Source organism: uncultured Sphaerochaeta sp., from assembly GCF_963676625.2.
Classification (GTDB): Bacteria; Spirochaetota; Spirochaetia; order Sphaerochaetales; family Sphaerochaetaceae; genus Sphaerochaeta.
Genome location: NZ_CAXXYB010000005.1, coordinates 170,357 through 190,838 on the forward strand (window position 1 = coordinate 170,357; position 20,482 = coordinate 190,838).

Annotated in this window: 20 protein-coding genes; 3 read left to right on the plus strand and 17 right to left on the minus strand. The window is 40.6% G+C overall.

All coding sequences use genetic code 11. The annotated features are described in order from the left end of the window. Window positions 1-114 precede the first annotated feature (114 nt). The 4 genes from ACHZBG_RS10390 to ACHZBG_RS10405 all read right to left on the minus strand — a co-directional run bounded on the left by ACHZBG_RS10390 (window position 115) and on the right by ACHZBG_RS10405 (window position 4,038). A complete protein-coding gene (locus ACHZBG_RS10390; protein WP_320129384.1) occupies window positions 115-591 on the minus strand; it encodes a hypothetical protein in 477 nt (158 codons plus the stop codon). 251 nt (window positions 592-842) lie between these two features. Further along, window positions 843-1,904 (minus strand): S-methyl-5-thioribose-1-phosphate isomerase, encoded by a 1,062-nt coding sequence (mtnA, locus tag ACHZBG_RS10395; protein ID WP_320129385.1) that lies wholly within the window; start codon window positions 1,902-1,904, stop codon window positions 843-845. Between the two features lie 28 nt (window positions 1,905-1,932). Next, window positions 1,933-2,682, minus strand: a complete 750-nt coding sequence (locus ACHZBG_RS10400; protein ID WP_320129386.1) for a DeoR/GlpR family DNA-binding transcription regulator — start codon at window positions 2,680-2,682, stop codon at window positions 1,933-1,935. Between the two features lie 111 nt (window positions 2,683-2,793). Further along, the gene (locus ACHZBG_RS10405; protein WP_320129387.1) at window positions 2,794-4,038 is read right to left on the minus strand and encodes a hypothetical protein; all 1,245 of its coding nucleotides are present in this window, start codon (window positions 4,036-4,038) and stop codon (window positions 2,794-2,796) included. A 567-nt stretch (window positions 4,039-4,605) separates the two neighbouring features. Between ACHZBG_RS10405 and ACHZBG_RS10410 the strand changes: the two genes are divergently transcribed. Beyond that, window positions 4,606-4,731: a hypothetical protein gene (locus ACHZBG_RS10410; protein WP_320129388.1), complete on the plus strand. Its 126-nt coding sequence runs from the start codon at window positions 4,606-4,608 to the stop codon at window positions 4,729-4,731. Between the two features lie 570 nt (window positions 4,732-5,301). Here the strand turns inward: ACHZBG_RS10410 and ACHZBG_RS10415 are convergent. The 4 genes from ACHZBG_RS10415 to ACHZBG_RS10430 form a co-directional block, all read right to left on the minus strand. Next, window positions 5,302-6,399: a glycoside hydrolase family 172 protein gene (locus tag ACHZBG_RS10415; protein ID WP_320129389.1), complete on the minus strand. Its 1,098-nt coding sequence runs from the start codon at window positions 6,397-6,399 to the stop codon at window positions 5,302-5,304. A 196-nt stretch (window positions 6,400-6,595) separates the two neighbouring features. Continuing rightward, window positions 6,596-7,261 (minus strand): carbohydrate ABC transporter permease, encoded by a 666-nt coding sequence (locus ACHZBG_RS10420; protein WP_320129390.1) that lies wholly within the window; start codon window positions 7,259-7,261, stop codon window positions 6,596-6,598. Then, a complete protein-coding gene (locus ACHZBG_RS10425; protein WP_320129391.1) occupies window positions 7,258-8,157 on the minus strand; it encodes a sugar ABC transporter permease in 900 nt (299 codons plus the stop codon). Before ACHZBG_RS10425 ends, ACHZBG_RS10420 begins: the two co-directional genes overlap by 4 nt. A gap of 70 nt (window positions 8,158-8,227) precedes the next feature. Continuing rightward, window positions 8,228-9,544, minus strand: a complete 1,317-nt coding sequence (locus ACHZBG_RS10430) for a sugar ABC transporter substrate-binding protein (protein WP_320129392.1) — start codon at window positions 9,542-9,544, stop codon at window positions 8,228-8,230. A 1,016-nt stretch (window positions 9,545-10,560) separates the two neighbouring features. Between ACHZBG_RS10430 and ACHZBG_RS10435 the strand changes: the two genes are divergently transcribed. Further along, on the plus strand, window positions 10,561-11,556 hold the full coding sequence (locus ACHZBG_RS10435; RefSeq protein WP_320129393.1) for a GntR family transcriptional regulator: 996 nt from the start codon (window positions 10,561-10,563) through the stop codon (window positions 11,554-11,556). Window positions 11,557-11,977: 421 nt separating this feature from the next. Here ACHZBG_RS10435 and ACHZBG_RS10440 read toward each other — a convergent pair whose 3' ends face one another. From ACHZBG_RS10440 to ACHZBG_RS10480, 9 genes are all read right to left on the minus strand, one after another. Further along, window positions 11,978-12,133, minus strand: coding sequence for a type II toxin-antitoxin system RelE/ParE family toxin (locus ACHZBG_RS10440; protein WP_320129405.1), 156 nt, complete (start codon window positions 12,131-12,133; stop codon window positions 11,978-11,980). 107 nt (window positions 12,134-12,240) lie between these two features. After that, the gene (relB, locus tag ACHZBG_RS10445; RefSeq protein WP_320129394.1) at window positions 12,241-12,462 is read right to left on the minus strand and encodes a type II toxin-antitoxin system RelB family antitoxin; all 222 of its coding nucleotides are present in this window, start codon (window positions 12,460-12,462) and stop codon (window positions 12,241-12,243) included. A gap of 676 nt (window positions 12,463-13,138) precedes the next feature. Next, entirely contained in the window at window positions 13,139-14,587 is a 1,449-nt protein-coding gene (locus ACHZBG_RS10450; RefSeq protein ID WP_320129395.1) for an alkaline phosphatase family protein, read from the minus strand. 14 nt (window positions 14,588-14,601) lie between these two features. Next, the gene (locus tag ACHZBG_RS10455) at window positions 14,602-15,420 is read right to left on the minus strand and encodes an ABC transporter permease (RefSeq protein WP_320129396.1); all 819 of its coding nucleotides are present in this window, start codon (window positions 15,418-15,420) and stop codon (window positions 14,602-14,604) included. After that, on the minus strand, window positions 15,417-16,397 hold the full coding sequence (locus ACHZBG_RS10460) for an ABC transporter permease (RefSeq protein ID WP_320129397.1): 981 nt from the start codon (window positions 16,395-16,397) through the stop codon (window positions 15,417-15,419). Before ACHZBG_RS10460 ends, ACHZBG_RS10455 begins: the two co-directional genes overlap by 4 nt. Continuing rightward, on the minus strand, window positions 16,363-16,704 hold the full coding sequence (locus ACHZBG_RS10465) for an oligopeptide/dipeptide ABC transporter ATP-binding protein (RefSeq protein WP_320129398.1): 342 nt from the start codon (window positions 16,702-16,704) through the stop codon (window positions 16,363-16,365). The genes ACHZBG_RS10460 and ACHZBG_RS10465 overlap by 35 nt, the downstream gene beginning before the upstream one ends. Next, complete coding sequence (locus tag ACHZBG_RS10470) at window positions 16,679-17,083, minus strand: ATP-binding cassette domain-containing protein (RefSeq protein WP_320129399.1); 405 nt, start codon at window positions 17,081-17,083, stop codon at window positions 16,679-16,681. Before ACHZBG_RS10470 ends, ACHZBG_RS10465 begins: the two co-directional genes overlap by 26 nt. Then, on the minus strand, window positions 16,983-18,362 hold the full coding sequence (locus ACHZBG_RS10475) for an oligopeptide/dipeptide ABC transporter ATP-binding protein (protein ID WP_320129400.1): 1,380 nt from the start codon (window positions 18,360-18,362) through the stop codon (window positions 16,983-16,985). Before ACHZBG_RS10475 ends, ACHZBG_RS10470 begins: the two co-directional genes overlap by 101 nt. 4 nt (window positions 18,363-18,366) lie before the next feature. After that, a complete protein-coding gene (locus ACHZBG_RS10480; protein ID WP_320129401.1) occupies window positions 18,367-19,941 on the minus strand; it encodes an ABC transporter substrate-binding protein in 1,575 nt (524 codons plus the stop codon). A 401-nt stretch (window positions 19,942-20,342) separates the two neighbouring features. Between ACHZBG_RS10480 and ACHZBG_RS10485 the strand changes: the two genes are divergently transcribed. Next, on the plus strand, window positions 20,343-20,482 hold a 140-nt coding region (locus ACHZBG_RS10485; protein ID WP_394699384.1), incomplete at its 3' end, for a SatD family protein.

The window sequence follows — 20,482 nt, forward strand, 5'->3', positions numbered from 1 at the left end:
AAGCATTTGAAGACTGCAAAGTCAATTCAAGTGCTTCAAAAACTCTTTGTCTTGATAAATTTCTTTTCATTATCCTTAAAACCAAGGAATACAAACGCAAAAATAATAGGCTTTTTAACGTCTCAAGGCCACAGAGAAACCTTTCTGGATATTGTTATGGTAGGTAATCATGCAATGACCGACACAAAAGGTCAAAGCCATTAAAACCAAGGGTATATTTGCTAGCAAAATACCGCTAAGCAAGAAAAGGAAGGTTGGAATAAGAGCCAAGGCCATTGCTTTGCCAAAACTGGGCTTCTTGAAGTAAAAAAACCAAACCACCCAATAAAGCAGCGTCAAAATTCCTGTCGATACTTTATAGCTAATCTCATCATGGTTAAACCAATAACCATAGGTAAAAAGAGGCAGATTGACAATCATCAGCAACATGGATCCAATTCTCCCTATCTGCTCTATGACTTCGACAGCCTTATTATGATAATTCCCTTCAGCAGAATGCTTTTTATCAAGAGCATAGAGTATATTCGGAACCATAAGCAGTATCATGATAAGCATTCCATGTACATTCAGCCATTCCATATAGAACCTCATGAAAAATACAGTTTTTCGATACCCTATAGTATGCAACCAGGTCATATTTGAAAACATCTTTTCAGGTATTTATTGTATCTTTGGTCTTTAGGTAAAAAAATTCAGGAAAAGACATTTTAGACATACCGAACGACTGCCTCAGTAACTGCAGTTCCTCCTCATTGCGACAAAGGAACTATAGTCAGTCAGACAGCACATACCCCGCATTTCCGAAAATTTTAATTTCTTGACTTCAATTCATTTTTGCAGAATTATTTGTTTTTCAGATGGTTTGACACTGACTCTCTGTCAGGATGGAAAATGATTCCTCGTTCGGTAATGATAGCGGTAATATATTTGCTCGCGGTCACATCGAATGCCGGATTATACACCTTCACGCCTTCAGGACCAGTTCTTCTCCCGAATCCATTTATCACTTCCTCGCCATCACGTACCTCGATTTCAATATCATCACCAATAGCTGTCTTTAGATCAAAGGTCGAGGTAGGTGCCGCCACATAGAAAGGAATACCATATTCTTTTGCCAATATGGCTACGCCTGAGGTTCCAATCTTGTTGGCTGTGTCTCCATTTGCAGCAATCCTGTCAGCTCCAACGATAACCGCATCGATTTTTCCTTGTTTCATGACCAAAGAAGCCATGCTGTCGCACAATATCGTAACGTCGATTCCCGCTTTATTCAGTTCGTAGGCAGTCAACCGTGAACCTTGCAGCAGTGGTCGTGATTCGTTGGAATATACCTTGAAGTCATACCCTAGTTCATATCCGAGATAGATGGGAGCCAAGGCCGTTCCGTATCCTGTGGTTGCAAGACCACCTGCGTTGCAATGGGTCATGATTCCCATATGTTTTTCGAAGAGTGCAAGACCGTGTTTCCCGATCGCCATGGACATCGCCTGGTCCTCTGTGAATATAGAGAGGCTTTCCTCCAACAATCCTTTTAATATCGATTCAGGTGAAGAAGCTTTTTTTTCACACTCCGAGACAAATCGAACTTCCATGCGATTCAAAGCCCAGAATAAATTCACTGCGGTAGGACGCGAACTAGCCAAATAGCTTTTCAAAGCTGAAAAATCCTTCTGCATTTCTGCAATGGAAGCATACGTCTCTTTTTTCATACAAACGAGGAGTCCATAGGCAGCGGCTACTCCAATGGCAGGGGCTCCTCGTACACGTAGTTTCTTTATTGCCTCATAGAGGTCTTCCCTGGTATCTATTTCTAAAAATTTTTCAATTGCCGGTAGTTCAGTTTGGTCCAACAAAATGAGTTTCGATGCATCGTCATTCAAAGTAACAGGTAAAATTGTGTTCATTTTTTTTCCTAATGATTTATACAGGCTGTCAGATATCAAATTTATCAGCTATGACAAAATTATCGGTATTCTCGAAATCGAGATCTGCCTTGTCGCTCGTAATGATATAATCAAAATCTTGAATTTTTCCAAATACATACGGTGAAACATTGTTTATTTTTGTAGAGTCAACCATCAGTATCCGCTTCTTTGCTTGCTCCATGACCTTTTCATTTATCAAGGCAGTATAGTTATCAAAAGAAGAAACGCTTTTTTCTGAAACTGCGCTTGCCCCAATGAAACAGACCGTGAAATTCATCTTATTGATTTTATCATAGACTTCGGGGCCATAGGTTATTCCCAGATTATTATCCATCTGGCCGCCGATAAGGATTGTCTTGATGTTATATTCTATAAGTTTATTCACATGGAAGACTCCATTGGTAACAACAGTGATATTTTTTCCGGCAAGAAAGCTGATGAGGTAATTCTCGGTTGTTCCTGGTCCCAGATAAATAAAGTCATTATTTTCTACATATTGTGCAGCTTTGGCACAAATTATATATTTCTCTTCAGAATTCACCTCTAAGCGGCCAACAACGGAATGGTCCACGACCTCACTGACTTTTACTCCCCCTCCATTGAGTAAGATTATCTTTCCTTCATCCTGGAGAATTTTCAAATCACGGCGGACAGTGGGCATTGAAACCTTGGTAAATTCTACCAATTCATCGAGATATACAATATTTCTAATCTTGATAAAATCATACATTTTGCTCTGTCTGACATAAGGAATCATTGTCCACCATCCTCTTTCATTGTCTTTTGTAGCCTGTCGCTCTCTATCCTAATTTCCACCATGGCCATCGTTTTAAACAAGATATTGCAACGACAGCCATGAATACATTCTTTATTGGAAATCTTCTCCTGTGATATACCTATAGAAGGCGTTATTCACATACAAAGGAATTTGATGTACAGGCAGTCCACTGAGATTTTCGAGTTTCGTGCTGAGTGCCTCGCTGTTTTCCACGACTGAGAAAGGGTGTATGGAATAGCCATTCTCATCCAGCACACAGTCTACTATTTTTTTATAGGCTGTCTCATCGGGATTGAACGTTGCACTATACAAAGGCTGCCACCAAGCACCTTCAATGAGCTTTACCTGACTACCCTCTTTTTGATTCCCCTCGTTCTTCTTTGAATAGGTATTGATTATAGTGTCAAATTTTTTCAGATCCTCAAGAGTAGCAAATTCAAATTTTGCATCATATTCAACGGCATGTACCAGATATAGGTCATCGCTGAATTTCTCCACCATATAGAATGGGCTTGCTTCAGGAATGGGACCCCAGTCAAGAAGGTATTCATAGATGGATACTTTAGGTTCTATTTGAATTTTTGCGTCTATACCCTCACTATTCAGGAGCACAACAAGTTGTTTAAGATGGGTTTCATCGCTATGCCCATATTGAATAGTCAAAGAAGGAATAAACTTTGCATTTTTAGAATCAATCTTGAGATTGTATCCTGTAGAGGCTTTATCCTGTACCGCACGGGCACCGATAGCATCGAGATTACCGTCGGAATAGAGGCTGAAACTATTAAAAACTTCCGATATTTTCTGCAAGATATCTGCATCGCTTGTATTTCCGAGATAATTTCGTGCTGAACCATTGGCCTGTGCAACATTCATCAACAAATAGGTAGCCATATCGCTGTCGACAATGCCTGTCTCAACAAGCTCTTTTGCAGCAGAAGGAAGTATCAGATTGGCATCGAGGGCACATGCAAGGTATTTTGCATCAGCTTTGCCAACACCTACGATTCCTTCCTTATTCAATCGTGCCGATGCTTTTGCATCAGTATAAGTCGCTGCCAATTTAGTGAGCGAGGTTGCATCGATCATGACTTTCATTACATTGAAATCATTTTCATCTACAACATCCTTGCCGATGACTTTCAACATTGCTGCATCGAAAGTCGTTGCATCAACGTTCCCGGTTAATTCTGCAATCCCAAAGTATTCTGACAGATATGCAGCATCAGTGGGATCAGCATAGTTCATCTGCTGGTTGTTTGTTGATAAGGTCGTACAACCGAGGAAAGAGAACATGATAGCCATAGTGATAAAAAACAAGCTTACTTTCTTCATAAAAACTCCTTGTATGTTTTCAATCTGCTACATAGTAAAGAACAGAACCTATACAGCAGTCCATGCCTATAAAAATAGCACGGTTCCTTCACCCTGTCCATAAATTTTCATTATATGATTTATTTTGAAAAATTTTTAGTATTTATTAAAAATTCCAGGGCCTTGCTTGCTTCTAAAAAGAATTTTCAAACAGGACTGTACCTACATTACCTCATTGCAAACGAGTAAGATCATTCTCGACACATCCTATATACATGTCGCTGTTCAATTTTCTCGCATTGGTTTATTATGAGCAACCAAAAAGAATTCTTGATTAGAATAATTTCCATGCCAAGCTAAGGCAATAAGAAAAATACAGCATGAACAAAGCTTTGTGCTTACTATTGATGGTGTTATGTATTGCAACTCCCCTCTCTGCAGCTCAAGAAACAAATGCTGTGCAACCTGAAAGAACCCCAATACTTGTAGGTATACACGACTATATAACTGGACCTGAAGGATATCAGTTTTTTTCTACAGCCCATAAATCGGTAGGATATTGTCTTGGGTATTCTTGGAGGACTGTGTATGTTGGCAACCCAGATATTCGAAGCAGAAGATGTTAACACTGCCTTTGAAGCTTCTGCCCATTCCATTTTGGGTGGGATTGGAGCAGGACTTATGGCATCTGCCGTTGTCATTCAGCTTTTCTGATTCATCGGAGCATACTCACTATCTTAAAACTTAGGAACATACCATTAAAAAACTTCCTTTCTTATTCTCATTCCCCTTTTTGGATTTGCTTTTTCCCTTTGAATTTTTCAAAACCTATCTCAAGGAACCTGCCCAAGCAACATACTATATTTGTTCTTCTCCAAATGTAATGAACATCGTATTGAAGGAGTTGGAGAAATTGAATGTCAAAGCTCATCAATGTCATTATGAGGCATTTTCCTATTAAGCTCTGTCATCAAGGCAATTCAGCTGGAAAGTTCTTGTTATTTTCCAACAATACTTTGATTGTTTTTTACGAAGCTATGGACATGTCATTCAAGTGCATTTCACTTCCCAAGGAAAAGTACTATACGTTCTAGTATAGTATTCAGATGCTTTGTCCAATTTTATCATTCTTCGTTTATATTTCCTAGAATCACTTTCCACATAAAAAATTTCCAAGACAATAAAGAAAATCAAAATACAGTATCTCAATCAAGGGATACTGCATTTTGTAATTTAAAGATAATAGAATTATTAAAAAACAATTATTTACTTTTTTACCTAAGCTTATCTTGGAATTCTCTCTTCCCTTGAAGGAAATTGAGGAAATTCAGCACAGGGAGGCAATTGATACCAATATGCCACGGAAGCAACATCATCTGCCCGTTCAAACAAATGGTCACCATTATGACCAATCTGTTGGATTGTCACTTTAAGGTCCTCCGAGAAATATATAGGATCCATAACATGCCACCGATAGAGGCCATGTGCAGGTACTCCGTCATATCCATAAATTTTCTTTGTTCCACTCTCACAAGAATGATAAGGATACCCCATGAACGGTGTATTATACGTAGTCTCCTCACGAGAAACATTCCCATGAGAATCCTTCTCGAAGAATCCCCATGCTCCTCCTACATAATCTTCAACACCTGTACCGCAAATCGTAGGGTATTCCTTATCTCCGTCAATATAGAACTTGATCTCTCCTTCACCCCACCAATACCGTTCCAAGGCAGTCCATGCCAGATAGGTCCCTACATACTGCCCCTTGCCTTTGATGCCGTCAACGATAAGATAATCTTCTCCAAGTTTTGCAAATTTAGTCCGACGCCAAAGCGCATGAAAGTATCCTGTATTGGCAGAAATTTCAGGTACAAGGCAATAATTGACTGTATAGAAGAAGGCATGAATGAGTCCGCCATGTTGATTTTCTATAGTTATCCTTGCTTTTTTTCTGAAAGGCATTGGAAAATAACAGTTGAATCCGCCATAAGGAGCTACAACTATAGGTAGTGAATTTACTTGGCATTTAGTTGAAAAACCACAACAGAAGAAATCGCCCAAGGGAGTTTCAACTGACGGGGTATCGCTATCATCCCAATAAATTCGGAATATCAAATCCCGCAATACAAACTCTCCTGCAGCAGAACTGTCCTGGACTGTAATCCATATATGGTTGATGATTCCAGGACCTTCCATTTCAGCAATGTTTGTCTCAACTCCTGGTTGTAAATCCAAATAGGCCTTTCCTTTCCTACTCTTTCCCAATTCACTGGTTGCACTGCCCCCAGCCCCCTTTTCCCCTTGGGGATTTTCAGGGTTTATTGACCTGCTCACACGGTCACATACTGTTGCTATATTTGCCAAATTGCTCATGAACATTACTATTTCTCCTCTGATTATTGCTTGACCCCACCGGCCATCATATCAACTAGATAACGCTGCAGGAATATAAACATAACTACTATTGGCACAGTGACTATTGTAGACATTGCCATGATTTCTGCCCATTGAATAAAAAATTCCCCTCGAAAACTTGTCAACCCCAGCGGCAAAGTCCAGAAAGCAGCTTTCTTTATCAAGGTCGAAGAGAACAGGAAATCCCCCAGCCAGTTACAAAGGAAACCAAGGCAATGGCTGAAATGGAAGAGAGAGAAAGAGGAATGATAATTCTAAAAAATATTCCCCATTGCGAACATCCGTCAATTTTTGCTGCTTCCTCTACTTCCATAGGAATGTTATTGAAGAATCCAACAAATAGCCACGCACTTGTGGGCAAAAAAACTGCACAATATGTGAGCATCAGGACCCAGAGATTATTTGAAAGTCCTATCTTTGAAACGGTCATATAATAAGGAACCAATATAATAATCCAAGGAATGGTCTGTGTCAGGAATATCATAAACCATAGTACTTTCTTGCCAGTAAACTTGAATCGGGAAATAGCATAACCAAGCATTGCCGAGAAAAATATGGCAATAAAAGTAGCAATTCCACAAACCCAGATACTGTTCAAGGACCAACGGCCAAAACCATATCCACTGAACTTGTAATTAGTCAACGCATTCTTATAGGCAGCAAGCGTAGGATGCTTGGGTATAAGTCCAAAATCCATTGCAAAGATATCCTGGGTTGAACGCAAAGAATAAGAAATCATGATTATAAAGGGGAAGATAATAATGATACTGACCAAAGACACCAGTACATATAATCCTGTACGGGAGGCAACTCTTTTTATAGTCATAGGGATTGTTCCTTCTTGTTGATACTTTTAAAATAAATGGTTGCGAATATCATACAGAATACAAGCAGCATGACACCCTCTGCACAGGCCATTCCAACCTTGTAGAAACGGAAGGCATTCAGATAGATATCAATTCCTATTACATTGGTTGCATTATCAGGGCCACCTTTGGTTATCAGGTAAATCAATTCAAATTCCTTTACTGTCCAAAGGATCTGAAGGACAAGCAACGTATTCCAGATTGGCTTGATCTGAGGCCAGGTAATATGTCGAAACTGGATAAACAAATTTGCACCGTCAATGGATGCTGCATCGTAATAATCCTTTGGAATACCCCCGAGAGCTGCAAGAATCATCAATGAAATGAATGGAAAATTCTTCCAGATACTGATGATAAGTACTGCAATGAAGGAACTGTTTTTTTCGGAAAAAACCAGCAATGTATCAGAGATAAAGGGAAGTTTCGTCATCAAGGCACTAAGGATACCATAATTTGGGTCAAGAGAAATAAGGAAGGTATTGCAAACCACAACTGTAGGCATAGCCCAAGGAATCAAAATCAATCCTCGGACAAATGAGCGACCATGAAATTTTCTATTGAGTAAAAGAGCAATCAAGAGTCCCAAGATCATCTTTCCTGCAACACTCAATAAAGTGTAGAGCAAAGTATTTTTTATCATGGCAGAGAAATGAGTGAGTTGGAACGCGGCTTTATAGTTATCCAATCCAATGAAAGGGTGCGTCGTAGAACTTGAAATCAGATTCCAGGTTTGGAAGGACATCACAATTGCCTTGATGATGGGATAAAATACAAATAGGCAGAGAATGATTAACGCTGGCAATATGAACTGCAGAACGATGATCCTCTCACGATTCTTGATGGAAACACGTGCCATAAAGGCCTCCTGAAAAACAATAAAACTGGGGTCAGGATTGTATCCTAACCCCGTTTCGCAATTGATGAAGTTACTGTAGAGCCTTCTTCATCTCTTCTTGTCCCCAATCAAGCGCCTCTTGGACACTCTTCGTCCCAAGCAAAGCATCACTGATCGACTGTTGGACAATGTGGTCGAATTCATTCCATTGAATGATATCCGGTACATTGCGCATCTCAAAATTCTGGCAAGCCTGGATGAACTCAGCTTGTTTTGGATTATCTCTGGCATAGTCATCATATACAAGCTTGTTAGTCGGTGCGGCTCTTCTCATGGCTAGCTTCTGGGCATATTTGCCATGGAGGAATGCGATAAACTCAAATGCTTCATCAGGATGCTCACACTTGGATGAAATGGCAAGGGGATTACCCCAGGAAACAAGGACAGGAGCCTTGTCACCATCGCTCGGGAAGTTAGCCATTCCAAGGTCAGTATTATAGTCATCACCCATCATTGCCTTGAGATTTGCCAAAGTCCAGACAGCTATTTGACAGGTTGCAACGGAACCGTTGGCAAACATAGCATGGATATCGGTTACGGTCTTAATCCCTGAAGGAGCTGTTTCATCATGCATCTTCTTCATGAATTCGACTGCCTGCACGTTTTCCTTACCATTGAAGATCAAACGATCTGCTGTATAAGGAGCCTCTTCGTTTGGGAATATTCCCCCACCAGCAGTCCAAAGCCAATGCATATGCCACCATCTGCTAAGAGTTTCAACAAAAGTTGGATGTCCCCAGCCGTAAATATCAATCTTTCCGTCACCATCAGTATCCTGGGTAAGCGTCTTTGCAGCATCAAGATAGGAATCCCAATTGCCCAACTGATCAGCTGATATTCCAGCTGCCTGTAATTGTGATTTGCGATAAGCAGTCATTGGCGCACTGAACATAATGTAGGGAAGTGCAATTACATGATCATCTTTTTTTACTGAATCAATAAGATAAACATCCTGTTCCAGTCTTGTTCCATCATCAAGGACCTTGCCCTTGATGTATTTCTCAAGAGGAATGAAGGCACCGCCTTTGCGTTGAGAATAATAACCAGCAAGACCTGCTCCGGTATCCAAAGTGACAATATCACCCTCTACCCCACTGGCAATATCCAAAGCCAGGCGATCCCAATAGGTTTCGCTGGATATTGCAGACAATTCGATATGTACATTCGGATGAGTTTTTTCGAATTCTGCAATAATTGGCTTTAGCTCTTTCTCATGTGTCTCAGCATCAAACCATTGATACCAAGTCAATGTGATCTTCTTGTCCGCCTTTTTCTCTGAAGTACCGTTTGCCCAGACAAACGACATGGCCATTACAAATACAAGAATAATACAAAGAGTCTTTTTCATAATCTATGATCCTCCTTAAGAACAACTTCAATCATGTGTTCAGTATTAAATGGCATTTTCATTCTGTAAAGCTTATGTTATGAATTGAATTCTTTTTACTTTACTATTTCATAACTCTTTTCATAACATTAAGAATATTTTAAATTTTATTATATTTACGGAACGACAGGAAAATCATTCCTGTATTTATATAATAATCATATACTATATCGAATTTTTTTCTACCATTGGCACGGCTTTCTTTCTTTGGCTTTCCTTGTCGATACCTTTTCAACAAACCAAGGAAAAATTAATTTAGAAACACCAACCATACAATTGAAATATGAACTCTCGTGCAATAATATTTTTTCACAGCTCAGAACACTAGTCTTATGTTTTCCACTATCTACCGATAATTAAAAATGTTGATTAGCCCCAGGAAAGTATCTTAGCAGATATTTCATATAACAAGAAAATACGTAATTGAATTGGTCTTCATTGCCGTTTCATATGTTGAAAAAACACCAAAAAAACTATCTCATCTTAATAAAACAAAATTTATATTTTCTTTATTAGTATTTGTTTAACACCTTTTTTACTTCTGATATTTTCTTATCCTTTACTATCGAATTAGATGATATTTCATAGTGTACTTGTTACTGCACAGATAGATTTTGCTAGCCCTTTACAAATAAAAACTGTTTGCTTGAAATTAGTATGATGTACAATCTTATACGTCCAGTCATCCTCAGGAATCCTTCGACCTCAAAGAGACCAGGAGTATCTCTCAATCACGGTCATTCATACTTATCCACCTGATAAAACCAAATCATAGAACAGGAAACAGTAAAACAAGAGAATGAAAGAATACGTATAATTCTACACTTCAAATTCATGGAATTGCCAAGAATAATTTTTGTTGTTTTCAAATACGAAGCAATCAAGAGATAAAGCAAGTGCCTTTATTTTGCCCATATTTAATAATTCCATTTGACTTGATTGGTTTTTAGTGGAACAATCAATTCTGTGAGGAATGTATGCCAAAACGTGTATATGATGATTTCTATCGTGCTCTTTGCAGGGATATAAACTCCCATTACAAGAATGGTGACAAATATTTTGGAGTAAGGGAAATTGCAAAGAATTTCAAGGTAAGTCTGCAAACAGCTCAAAAAGGAGTCTCTCAACTTTCCCGTGAAGGCCTTGTTGAAGCTAAGCCAAAACTAGGAATAACTGTTTCCAATACGAATGAATCTCCTTCTTCTCTTTCCGGAAAAAAGATTATTGTCCTCTCGAATAAGCAAGACCTGCACTTCTATTCATCTTTCTACAAAGGTGTCGAACAAGCTGCAACTGGACTTGGCGTTGTTACTGAATTCATGTTGAATACCTATCCACAGACTGACACACTTGGTTTTGGTGAGTACTTGACCTCTCTTAAGGCAGATGGTCTTATCATGCTTTCATTCGTGAATTCTGCTCTTCCTTTTTATCATGCCATGCGAGAAGGTGTCGATATGGTTTCTGATATTATCTTGGATACTCTGCCTACTCTTCCAGCTAGGCAAACTGATAATTACAAACATGCCTATGATGCAGCGAAAATGCTCATTAGCCAAGGATGTACAAAATTTTATGTCTTTGGTTATTACCCCAAGAAAAATAAAAGATTCCTTGGTTTCCAAGATGCTGTAAAAGAAAATAATCTTGAAGCTCGGTACATAGAAATGTCCACCATGACAGCTATTAGCGAAATATCAGAAATCCTTAATGACATTGATGATAGCACTGGATTGTTCTCCAGTGATTATTCTGCAACCTATGTTATAGATTCACTCTGCTCAAGAGAAAAAGTAGTTCCTTCCCACTTACTGGTTTTTGATACTGATGAGGCCTATTACCATGCCCAGTATCTTCCTCCAATACTTGCAGTAGGTCCTCCATTCAAGAAACTGGGAGAAAGTCTTTGTGAGGTTCTTCTTACCAAATGGAAAACAGGAAGCTATCCCCTTCCCTTGCAAACAAAGATATAAAACCTAATTATAAGACTATGACAATTCAAAATATTTTATTATGATTCTTTTCTCAGCGATATCCTATTGGAGGGAATCCCCTGTAAGAGAGCACCAGATCAAGAAAGACTGGAATCGGGAGATCAAATGGCTGTTGGATGAGCAGTGCCAGAATACTAAGAAAATGGTCTTGTGAACGACAATCTCAACACCCATGGGCTAGCCAGCCATTTCCTTGCAAGAGGCTTCGCGACTGGAAATCCACTACACACCAAAGCATGGGAACTGGCTTGATAGAGGAATTGAAGCATTAGTGATTACAGGTTACTAGTGAGATATTGAAAGCCTCATTATTCCCAGTATATTCATAAAAAAGAGCTTTTACCTGTACTTCTTCATTATTGCACCAACGCTTCGACACCTGAAAAAGGAGTCCTTTTCATCAATCGTAAATTTCTCTTCGGTGACCCACGTTCAGAATGATGATCACCACTCTCTCTTCTTGTATTTCCGCTATAAGACTATAATTTCCTACACGATACCGCCATTGCCCGCTACGCTTTGCCGTAAGTCCCTTTCCATGCTGTCCTGGGTTCAGGCTCCCCTCTAGGTTTTATCGCACCCAAGCCAGTATAAAAAAGGATATTTGCTTATCCAGCTTTTTCAGTTCCTTTACAGCTTCTTTCGTAAACTCAACTCTATAAGTCATTTCAGTCTCAGTTCTCTTTCCACTTCATCGATGGAATAGGTAACTGGATTTGCTCTATAATCAGCAATCGCCGTATTGTAGGCTTTAAGATCATATTCATCCTCTATACGTTCAAGAACTGACTGCCGAACAAGCTCTGAAACGCTTATACCCTTCAGCTCTGCATATTTCTTGATGAACAAAGTATCCTCATTGTTCAGTCTTAAAGAGATTATCATTATCTCGCCTTCCTTTTATGTATTACATTGGATTACAATTTACATGGTTTTTCAATAGTGTTTCTAAATAGTGTTTCTAAATAAAAGCATTTTTGCACTCCTACAGAAAAGGAGAACCACACATAGTATTTTCGAAGACTATCAATAGTTTTCTTTTTAATACCTCTTGCATTTTCCTTTGTGTACTTCCGTTACCAGATAACCAATGATGATTCCATCATCTATTCCATATTGCAGTATACCTTGAATTATTGGCTTCTGCAGCACCTTGTCTGGATACTTTTCTACGAGTTTTGAGATCACAGAATCACACGCCTCATGCTCATCTATTTAGTTGAGTCATCAGCGTTACCTTAAAACCTTTTCGGCAATTTTTCCTTTTTTTACCGTTTTGGCTACGAGACTCATGCAATCATTACCCTTGCGCTTGAACGCAAGTTGCCATATCAAAATTCTTTGGAAGGTTTTGAATAATCAAGAACAGTTTCCTGATATATTGGCTAAAATTTAATTTATTCAAATCTTAGCCAATAATAAGAGCAATATCAGGGATAACCGCGGACTGAAACAAAGACTGCAACTTTACTATTTCCTGAGAATATTCAAAGGTCTCCCAAAATGATAACTCAATTAAAATCTTTATAAAACAGCCTCATTCTAAGTATTTTTGCTATCTTCAGGAAAACCTCTCTCCATGGAGTATATAGGGAATGGAATCTTTATAGACTATCGTAATGCTTTGGCTGTAGCCGTTCTTGTTTGACGCTACAAAGCATTGTGGTACATCATCTTTTCTTGGTTCTCCATTCTTGAGGGCTGCCGTTACTACCTTGCCCTGGACCTTCATTCTTGGTTTGATCCCCAATAGCTCATAGATAGTCGGCGTAACATCGATGACAGAGGTTGTTTCCTCTACTACCGTATGCTTTTTAAAGGCGCTGCCACCAAAACCAAGGACTGAGTTCACCTCATAGGGATTCAACCCACCATGAATTGAGCCACCTATCTTGATAAAATCCGGACAATAGCAACAACCAGGAAAACCAAATTCATTCTTTTCCAGGCTATTTTGCAATACATACCGAATCTCACCTGACCGAGGATGATCACTTGCGACCAACCGCTTGGAGAACGTTCCCTCTATCACTCCCTGGACTCCGTCAAGATCATCAGTAAAGACCAGACCAATCTCATCCATTTCCATCAAGGCCTGGCTCAGGGGAGCAATGAGAGACGTATCCCCCACGTACAGGAGTCCGCTATAGCCATATACCACCGTAAAGGCATCACCATCATTGAATTCCATATTAGAGGATGCCTTGAAACCTTTGGCAGCCAAGGCAGCAACAATATCAAAATGGTGCGTTACCGTAACATGTCCATGGTCAGAAAGAACCATTACCTGTACTTCTTCATCAGCACACCAACGCTTCATTATCTGAAAAAAGAGTGTATCCACCTCCCTGAGTCCTTCCTGTGCCTGGGGAGAACCTATCCCATGTGCATGGAATACATTATCGGGTTCACCGTACCAAATGATATTCACATCTGCCATTCCAATAGTCGTAAAAAGATCATCGACCATGGTATTGAGCTTTCGTATTCCCTGTATATCAGGAAGCGAAAAAGAACCGTATTGAGGGGAACTCCCCCACCTGGATGCAAATTCCTCGGGAATCGCATACTGCAGACCGCTGGTAGATATATTGATCCCATTGTTCTTCTTGGCATTATGTGCAATGAGACGGGTACTTCCCGGAGAATTCGTGCTCAACGAAATATAGGACAACCCATTTTGGGAAAGCGTATCAGTCAAGGTAGGCACCGTATACAACCGTCCCTTTGTCAGGGTATCGATCATCTCCACCTTCTCTACTTTCGAACCGACAAAAGGCTCTGTCCGGGAAGCTCCACTGTCATAAAAGACATTTGCCACCAGTCCATGTCTTTCAGGCAGGAATCCTGAAAAAATACTTGGATGATTGACATACGTTTCCGTAGGAAATACCGAACGGGAATTCTTGCATTGAACATTATCATCAAGGAATTTTCTGAGATTCGGCATCACGGCGGAAGTAATGCAGTCAGGACGCAAACCATCAAATCCAAACAAAACTATTTTCATTGAATACTCCTATGCTAATCTAAAAGCAAATCACGAAAGGAATCACCTATCAAGGTAATCGCCAGGGCAGAAATAAAGATGACCAACCCGGGAATGATTGCTATCCACCAGGCAGTCAGCAGATAGACCCGTCCTTCCCCGAGCAGACGTCCCAAACTTATATAGGGAGGTTGAATGCCAAGCCCCAGGAAACTCAATGAACTCTCGGCAATCATGGTTCCCGGAAAATTCAATGTCATATTGACTATCAAGGTACTTGAGATATTGGGCAGGATATGCCTGAAAAAAACCCTATTGGGAGAAGCGCCAATCGTCTTCAAGGCAATGGCATACCCCTGATTGAGTGCTGACAAGGAGAGTCCTCTTGTCAGTCTTGCATACTTCTCCCAACCGGCAAATCCCAACAGGATGACTATGACCATAAATGAATTCTTGAACATAGAGACAAAGGCAATCGCGATGATGAGAAACGGAAGGGAGGCTTGGATATCTACCATCATCATGATAGTCTCATCGACCAGTCCGCTCCGCTTTGCCGATACATAACCAAGAATCGTTCCCAGAACCGCCCCGATTACAGTACCCAGGAAGGCTATGAAGAAGCTGATACGTATGCCACTCATCATCCGGCTCAGCATATCCCGTCCCAGAAAATCGGTGCCAAGCGGATGTACGCCCTGAATGAACCTCCAGTCAGGGGGTTGGAAACGATTCATCAAATTCTGTGCCTCAGGGTCCAAGGGAGTAGGCATACAGGAAAGGATGAGAAGGAATCCCAAGATTATTACCGAAGCAATAAAGGCAGGAGAGTATTTTCTAAAAAAATTCCTCATTTGATTGCCCCTTTTCGTATTCTTGGGTCAACAATCCCATAAAGAATATCAGTAAGCAAATTCATCGCAATGATGATAATACCAAAGAATAGGATAAGTCCCTGGACCAAGGGAAAATCCCTGGCTTTTACGGAGTTCACCAGAAGGGATCCCAAACCAGGCCATGAAAATATAGTCTCGGTCACAATAGCCCCGGTAACCAACGATCCGATGTAAAACCCGGAGATGGTCAATAACGAAATTCCCGCATTGGGCAGGGCATGAACAGAAAGGATGCGTTTTTCTTTTATACCTAGGGCCCTGGCACTCTCGATATAGGATGTTTCGTAGATATCGATGAAAGCAGCCCTTGAAAAGCGCGTAAAGACAGCCAAATCAGCTGTAGATATCGTGATTATCGGCATGATGAAATGCTTGAAAGAAGTATTCCCGCTTGGAGGAAGCACTCCCCAGAGAATGGAGAAAAGGAAGATAAGCAGGACTCCAAAGAAAAAATTGGGAATGCTATACCCTACCGTCGAAAAAAGAAGAATCAAATGATCACTCATCTTTCTATGCCGTCTTGCTGCCAGATAACCTATCAAGATCCCGACGAGAATTGAAATAAGGGCAGAGGGAATCATAAGACTCAATGTAGCCGGAAGAAAATGCTTTATAAGCTGGGTTACCGGTTGGTGTTTTATGATCGATTCGCCCAAGTCGCCATGCAAGATATTAACTATATATGAGAAGAACTGCTGGTAGAGAGGTCTATCCAATTCCCATTTGGCATTGAACAGCGCTACAGCTTCGGGAGTTGAGTTCGTTCCAAGAAAATTTTCAGCAGGATTTCCTCCGGTTCGCACAAAAATAAACGTCAAGAAGAAAATAAGCAAACAGGTTATGAGACTCCTTATTACCTTTGTAAAGAAATAAGAATGCAAATGCAAAAAGCGTCTTATTTCAGTCAATATTAAAACAGGATGCGAAGTGTCCATTTTCCCCTCCTTTCAAAACTGGGATCGAAGAATGGCAAAGCTCTGTCGCTTTCTTGCAACGATTGCAAAACGGACAACCCTCAAGAGCCGTTTTGTTCTCATCTTTCATCAGTTCCGTACGAAACTCCTGACGCTCTTTCAAGTTTAGAATGGAACCAAGAAGCATTTTGGTATACGGATGAATGGGATTTTGAAAGATTTGCTCTACCTCACCAGTCTCTACAAAGCGTCCTGCAAACATTACGGCTATACGGTCACAAATATTATTTACGACCCTCAGGTCATGGCTGATAAAGACCATGGCCATATTCCCTTTCCCTTGCAAGCTGTTCAAGCAGATTTATTATCTGGGCTTGTACAGAGACATCCATGGCCGAAACAGGCTCATCGCAAATAAGGATCTCAGGGTCATTGATAAGAGCACGGGCAAGGACTGCCCTCTGTCGTTGGCCTCCTGAAAGTTTTCCAGGCTTGCTGTAATAATGACTCTCTTCCAGGCCACAAATGTGCAATATGTCCGTTGCCTTGGTCAGACGTTCCTTTCTTTTCATATGTTTATGAATCAACAAGGGTTCAGCAACTTGTTCAATGATAGCAAGGTGTGGATCCAGAGCTCCCAGAGGGTCCTGAAAAACATATTGCACCCTCGTAGAGTGTTCTTTCATCGACCACTGCACTCCCATCATTCTCGATTCCCAGACAACTGACTGAGCCTTCATCAAGGGGTGTTATGCCCATGATTGCCTTTGCAATGGTTGATTTTCCGGAACCCGATTCACCGACGATTCCAAATATCTCCCCTTTATGCAACTGAAAACTCACAGTATTGACTGCATGGAAATGCACGATGTCCCCGAGTTCATTCTTTGTATCGAAAATACAACCCAGGTTTTTTACTTCGATAGCTGGAATTTTGAAGGTAGATTGCATCACCTGTTTTCTCATAACCTTCTCAAGGCTCTTCAAACTGGTCAATATGGGATGAAAACAATTGATATAACGATTCTGGAATAGTTTGGTATCTGGTTTTTCTGTTCTACAACGCTCATCTGCAAAAGGGCAACGTGAAGCAAAATCACATCCCTGTACTTCCACTTCACTGGCCAGACAATCTCCCTGAATAGGCGTAAGCACATATTTAAAGGATTCCAGGGAAGGGACTGATTGCAGCAAGGCATGGGTATAGGGATGGAACGGTTGCGCTATGATATCAGAAACCTTGCCACATTCAACAATGGTTCCATGATACATCACCGCTACCCTGTCACAAATCTCCGAGACAACCCCGAAATCATGCGTAACCAAAATAATCGAGAGTTTTTTGGTTTGCGAAAGATTCTTGAATTCCTTGAGTATCGTATCCTGGATAGTAACATCCAGGGCTGTGGTTGGTTCATCTGCTACCAGGATTTGCGGATTTCCCAGTAAGGCCATGGCTATCTGGACCCGTTGGGCCATTCCCCCGGAAAATTGGAAAGGATAGTCATCAATACGTTGCGTGGCATGTTTTATATGCAGGGAGGACAGCTTCTCACCATCTATCTTTCGTTTTTCCTGTTTGGTAGCTCCTACGGTAACTTCTCTCATGTGAGCGAATATCGTCCTGATTTGATCAAGATTGCTCATCGGATCCTGGAATATCATCGAAATTGCTTTTCCGCGATATGCTCGCAATTCTTTGAGTGGCAGGGTAACAAGGTCCTGGTTCTTGAAGAGAATTTTTCCTTGTATGATCGTTTCCTTGGGCAATATTCTGGTAATTGCCTTGCAGGTTACACTTTTACCTGAACCGGTCTCTCCTATTATTCCCAGAATTTCCCCAGGATAGAGATCCAGACTTACATTTCTTATGGCATTCACCTTTCCTTTCATGGTATCAAAGGTGATAGCCAGATTCTGTATGGAGAGAATAGGTTGCTCACTCCCTGGGGAGTGAACAACGTTTTGAGCATCAGTGACTGTCATGAATTTATAAACCCTTTACGGAATTGACAGTGAAGTCCATTCCTTCAATGGGAAGCGGTGACCAGTCGATGTTTTCGCTTTCTGCATAGATCATTGGCAAGTTGTATAAATACATGCCATTGGGATTGGTTTGAAACATATCCAGCATTTTCTTGAACGTATCCCTTCTGACCTGTAAATCTGGATTTTGTTCAAGAACGTGTCCCAGCTCTACAAAGTCTTTTGGTACGTCAAAGCCCTTGCCAGCTGCATTGACGTCGCTGAATCTTCTCCAGAATTGCCCGACAGGATCAGGATAATAGGCAGAGAAGGAACCGTTATAGATATTTCTGTCGTTGTCATCCGCCATGATCTGGGTCCAGTTCTCTTTTATCTGCAAATCAACATTGATACCTACTTCCTTCCACATCTGCACCACAGCCTCAGCGACTGTCTGCTCGAGGGTATAGTATCCAGGAAGGCTGCGATACACGACAGGTTCACCATTGTAACCGCATTCTTTAAGCAGTTGCTTGGCAAGAGTTGGATCATATGCTACGCCCGGATAATCGGCAAGAAACATGTCGCCAAACGACTCCGACTGCCAATTCTTTGGAATGGTTGTCAGATTGTTGAACAAGGAAGCAACCAGCTTCTTCCTGTCAATGGCTACTGTCAAGGCTTGCCTGAACTTGGGATATTGCATGAAGGTGTCGTTGGTGGTATCGAAGAACATACCATAGATATTCTGGATGGGACCTCCGACCACTTTGATGCCTTTCATTTTTTCAATAGCCTGTGCCTGGTCGGAAGGAACTTCTGTTATAAGGTCGAACTCACCACTGGTCAGGCCTGCTATTCTTGTGGAAAGCTCCGGGACATACTTGAAGACTATCTTGTCAGATGCTGCTTTATTGGAAGCATCCCAGTAATCATCAAATTTCTCCAATACGATTTCTACCGAATCATCATATTTGGTAATCTTGTAGGGACCCGTTCCGACAGGCATCAAGCTGAACTCTTCAAAGGATTTCTTTTCTGCAGAATCCTTGCTGACGATCTGGCTTGGATACGATGCAAAGCGAGTGAGCAACAAAGCATCGTCCATCTTGGAAGTCACTTCAACGGTGTAGTCATCAAGAGCTTTTACGCTTTCAATACCACCTAAGAAGGGACCGGCAACAGCAAGACCAGCGGCTGACTTATTCATCAGGCGTTCAGGCCCGAACGTATACACGACGTCGTCTGCCTTGAAATCTGTACCATCATGGAACTTCACGCCTTTTCTCAAATGGAATATGACATGTCTGGGATCGACGACTTCCCAGGATTCTGCCAGTCCTGGCTTGAATTTTCCACCATCGCGATAATCGGTCTTAACCAAAGTCTCTTCAATACTGTAGTCAATCCTGATTGCTACATTAGAGTTTTCACTCATGGCTGAAATACTTGTTTGGGGAAAGCTTTGTACTGCTACTGTGATTGTTTTCTTTGACGCAGGGGCCAAAGCTTTGCTCGCCGTAGATTCTTTTGTTCCCTGTGCACAAACAGCGAACAAGCTAACTGTCAATAACAAAACAGTTAAGATGTGTTTTTTCATTCCTGTATCTCCTTGATTTCTCTTGGTAAATCAGAAGTAGCTTAAAGACAGGTATGAAAATACAATGAGAAAACCATGAGGAAAAAAAGCCTTTCATCAAATTGTTATACTTTTGGAATTGTTTTATCACAATTGATTATGTAGTGGCTTGTTTAAATGCTTTTCAGAGAGTTTCATAAAAAATCGTCTATTATTACTGTTTTATAAACATTTCGGATAGTTCTAATTTCTAAATCATAAAAATCATTGATTATTCACAATAATGGCTATATAGTTATTTTTATAGCCTAATGAGTGCATATCTTCATATTATTCCTTATATAGGCTATATATTTAAACGTATCAATTGGAGGTGAGCTTATGATATTCTCTTTCAGGGAAAAACACCCTACGTTGCCATTATAGGTGACCTAAAGAACTCAAAGAAACTTGAGAATAGAAACAAGATCCAAAACCAATTGAATCAGATTTTAGAGAAAATCAACATAAAATATAGTGCAGATATTTCGTCAAAATTCCTTATTACACTGGGTGATGAGTT

Bases quoted from the DNA above. Each gene is read 5' to 3' on its own strand.
- ACHZBG_RS10390 (WP_320129384.1), bottom strand. From the start codon at position 591: ATGAGGTTCTATATGGAATGGCTGAATGTACATGGAATGCTTATCATG.
- mtnA (WP_320129385.1), bottom strand. From the start codon at position 1,904: ATGAACACAATTTTACCTGTTACTTTGAATGACGATGCATCGAAACTC.
- ACHZBG_RS10400 (WP_320129386.1), bottom strand. From the start codon at position 2,682: ATGATTCCTTATGTCAGACAGAGCAAAATGTATGATTTTATCAAGATT.
- ACHZBG_RS10405 (WP_320129387.1), bottom strand. From the start codon at position 4,038: ATGAAGAAAGTAAGCTTGTTTTTTATCACTATGGCTATCATGTTCTCT.
- ACHZBG_RS10410 (WP_320129388.1), top strand. From the start codon at position 4,606: ATGTTGGCAACCCAGATATTCGAAGCAGAAGATGTTAACACTGCCTTT.
- ACHZBG_RS10415 (WP_320129389.1), bottom strand. From the start codon at position 6,399: ATGTTCATGAGCAATTTGGCAAATATAGCAACAGTATGTGACCGTGTG.
- ACHZBG_RS10420 (WP_320129390.1), bottom strand. From the start codon at position 7,261: ATGACTATAAAAAGAGTTGCCTCCCGTACAGGATTATATGTACTGGTG.
- ACHZBG_RS10425 (WP_320129391.1), bottom strand. From the start codon at position 8,157: ATGGCACGTGTTTCCATCAAGAATCGTGAGAGGATCATCGTTCTGCAG.
- ACHZBG_RS10430 (WP_320129392.1), bottom strand. From the start codon at position 9,544: ATGAAAAAGACTCTTTGTATTATTCTTGTATTTGTAATGGCCATGTCG.
- ACHZBG_RS10435 (WP_320129393.1), top strand. From the start codon at position 10,561: ATGCCAAAACGTGTATATGATGATTTCTATCGTGCTCTTTGCAGGGAT.
- relB (WP_320129394.1), bottom strand. From the start codon at position 12,462: ATGATAATCTCTTTAAGACTGAACAATGAGGATACTTTGTTCATCAAG.
- ACHZBG_RS10450 (WP_320129395.1), bottom strand. From the start codon at position 14,587: ATGAAAATAGTTTTGTTTGGATTTGATGGTTTGCGTCCTGACTGCATT.
- ACHZBG_RS10455 (WP_320129396.1), bottom strand. From the start codon at position 15,420: ATGAGGAATTTTTTTAGAAAATACTCTCCTGCCTTTATTGCTTCGGTA.
- ACHZBG_RS10460 (WP_320129397.1), bottom strand. From the start codon at position 16,397: ATGGACACTTCGCATCCTGTTTTAATATTGACTGAAATAAGACGCTTT.
- ACHZBG_RS10465 (WP_320129398.1), bottom strand. From the start codon at position 16,704: ATGGCCATGGTCTTTATCAGCCATGACCTGAGGGTCGTAAATAATATT.
- ACHZBG_RS10470 (WP_320129399.1), bottom strand. From the start codon at position 17,083: ATGATGGGAGTGCAGTGGTCGATGAAAGAACACTCTACGAGGGTGCAA.
- ACHZBG_RS10475 (WP_320129400.1), bottom strand. From the start codon at position 18,362: ATGACAGTCACTGATGCTCAAAACGTTGTTCACTCCCCAGGGAGTGAG.
- ACHZBG_RS10480 (WP_320129401.1), bottom strand. From the start codon at position 19,941: ATGAAAAAACACATCTTAACTGTTTTGTTATTGACAGTTAGCTTGTTC.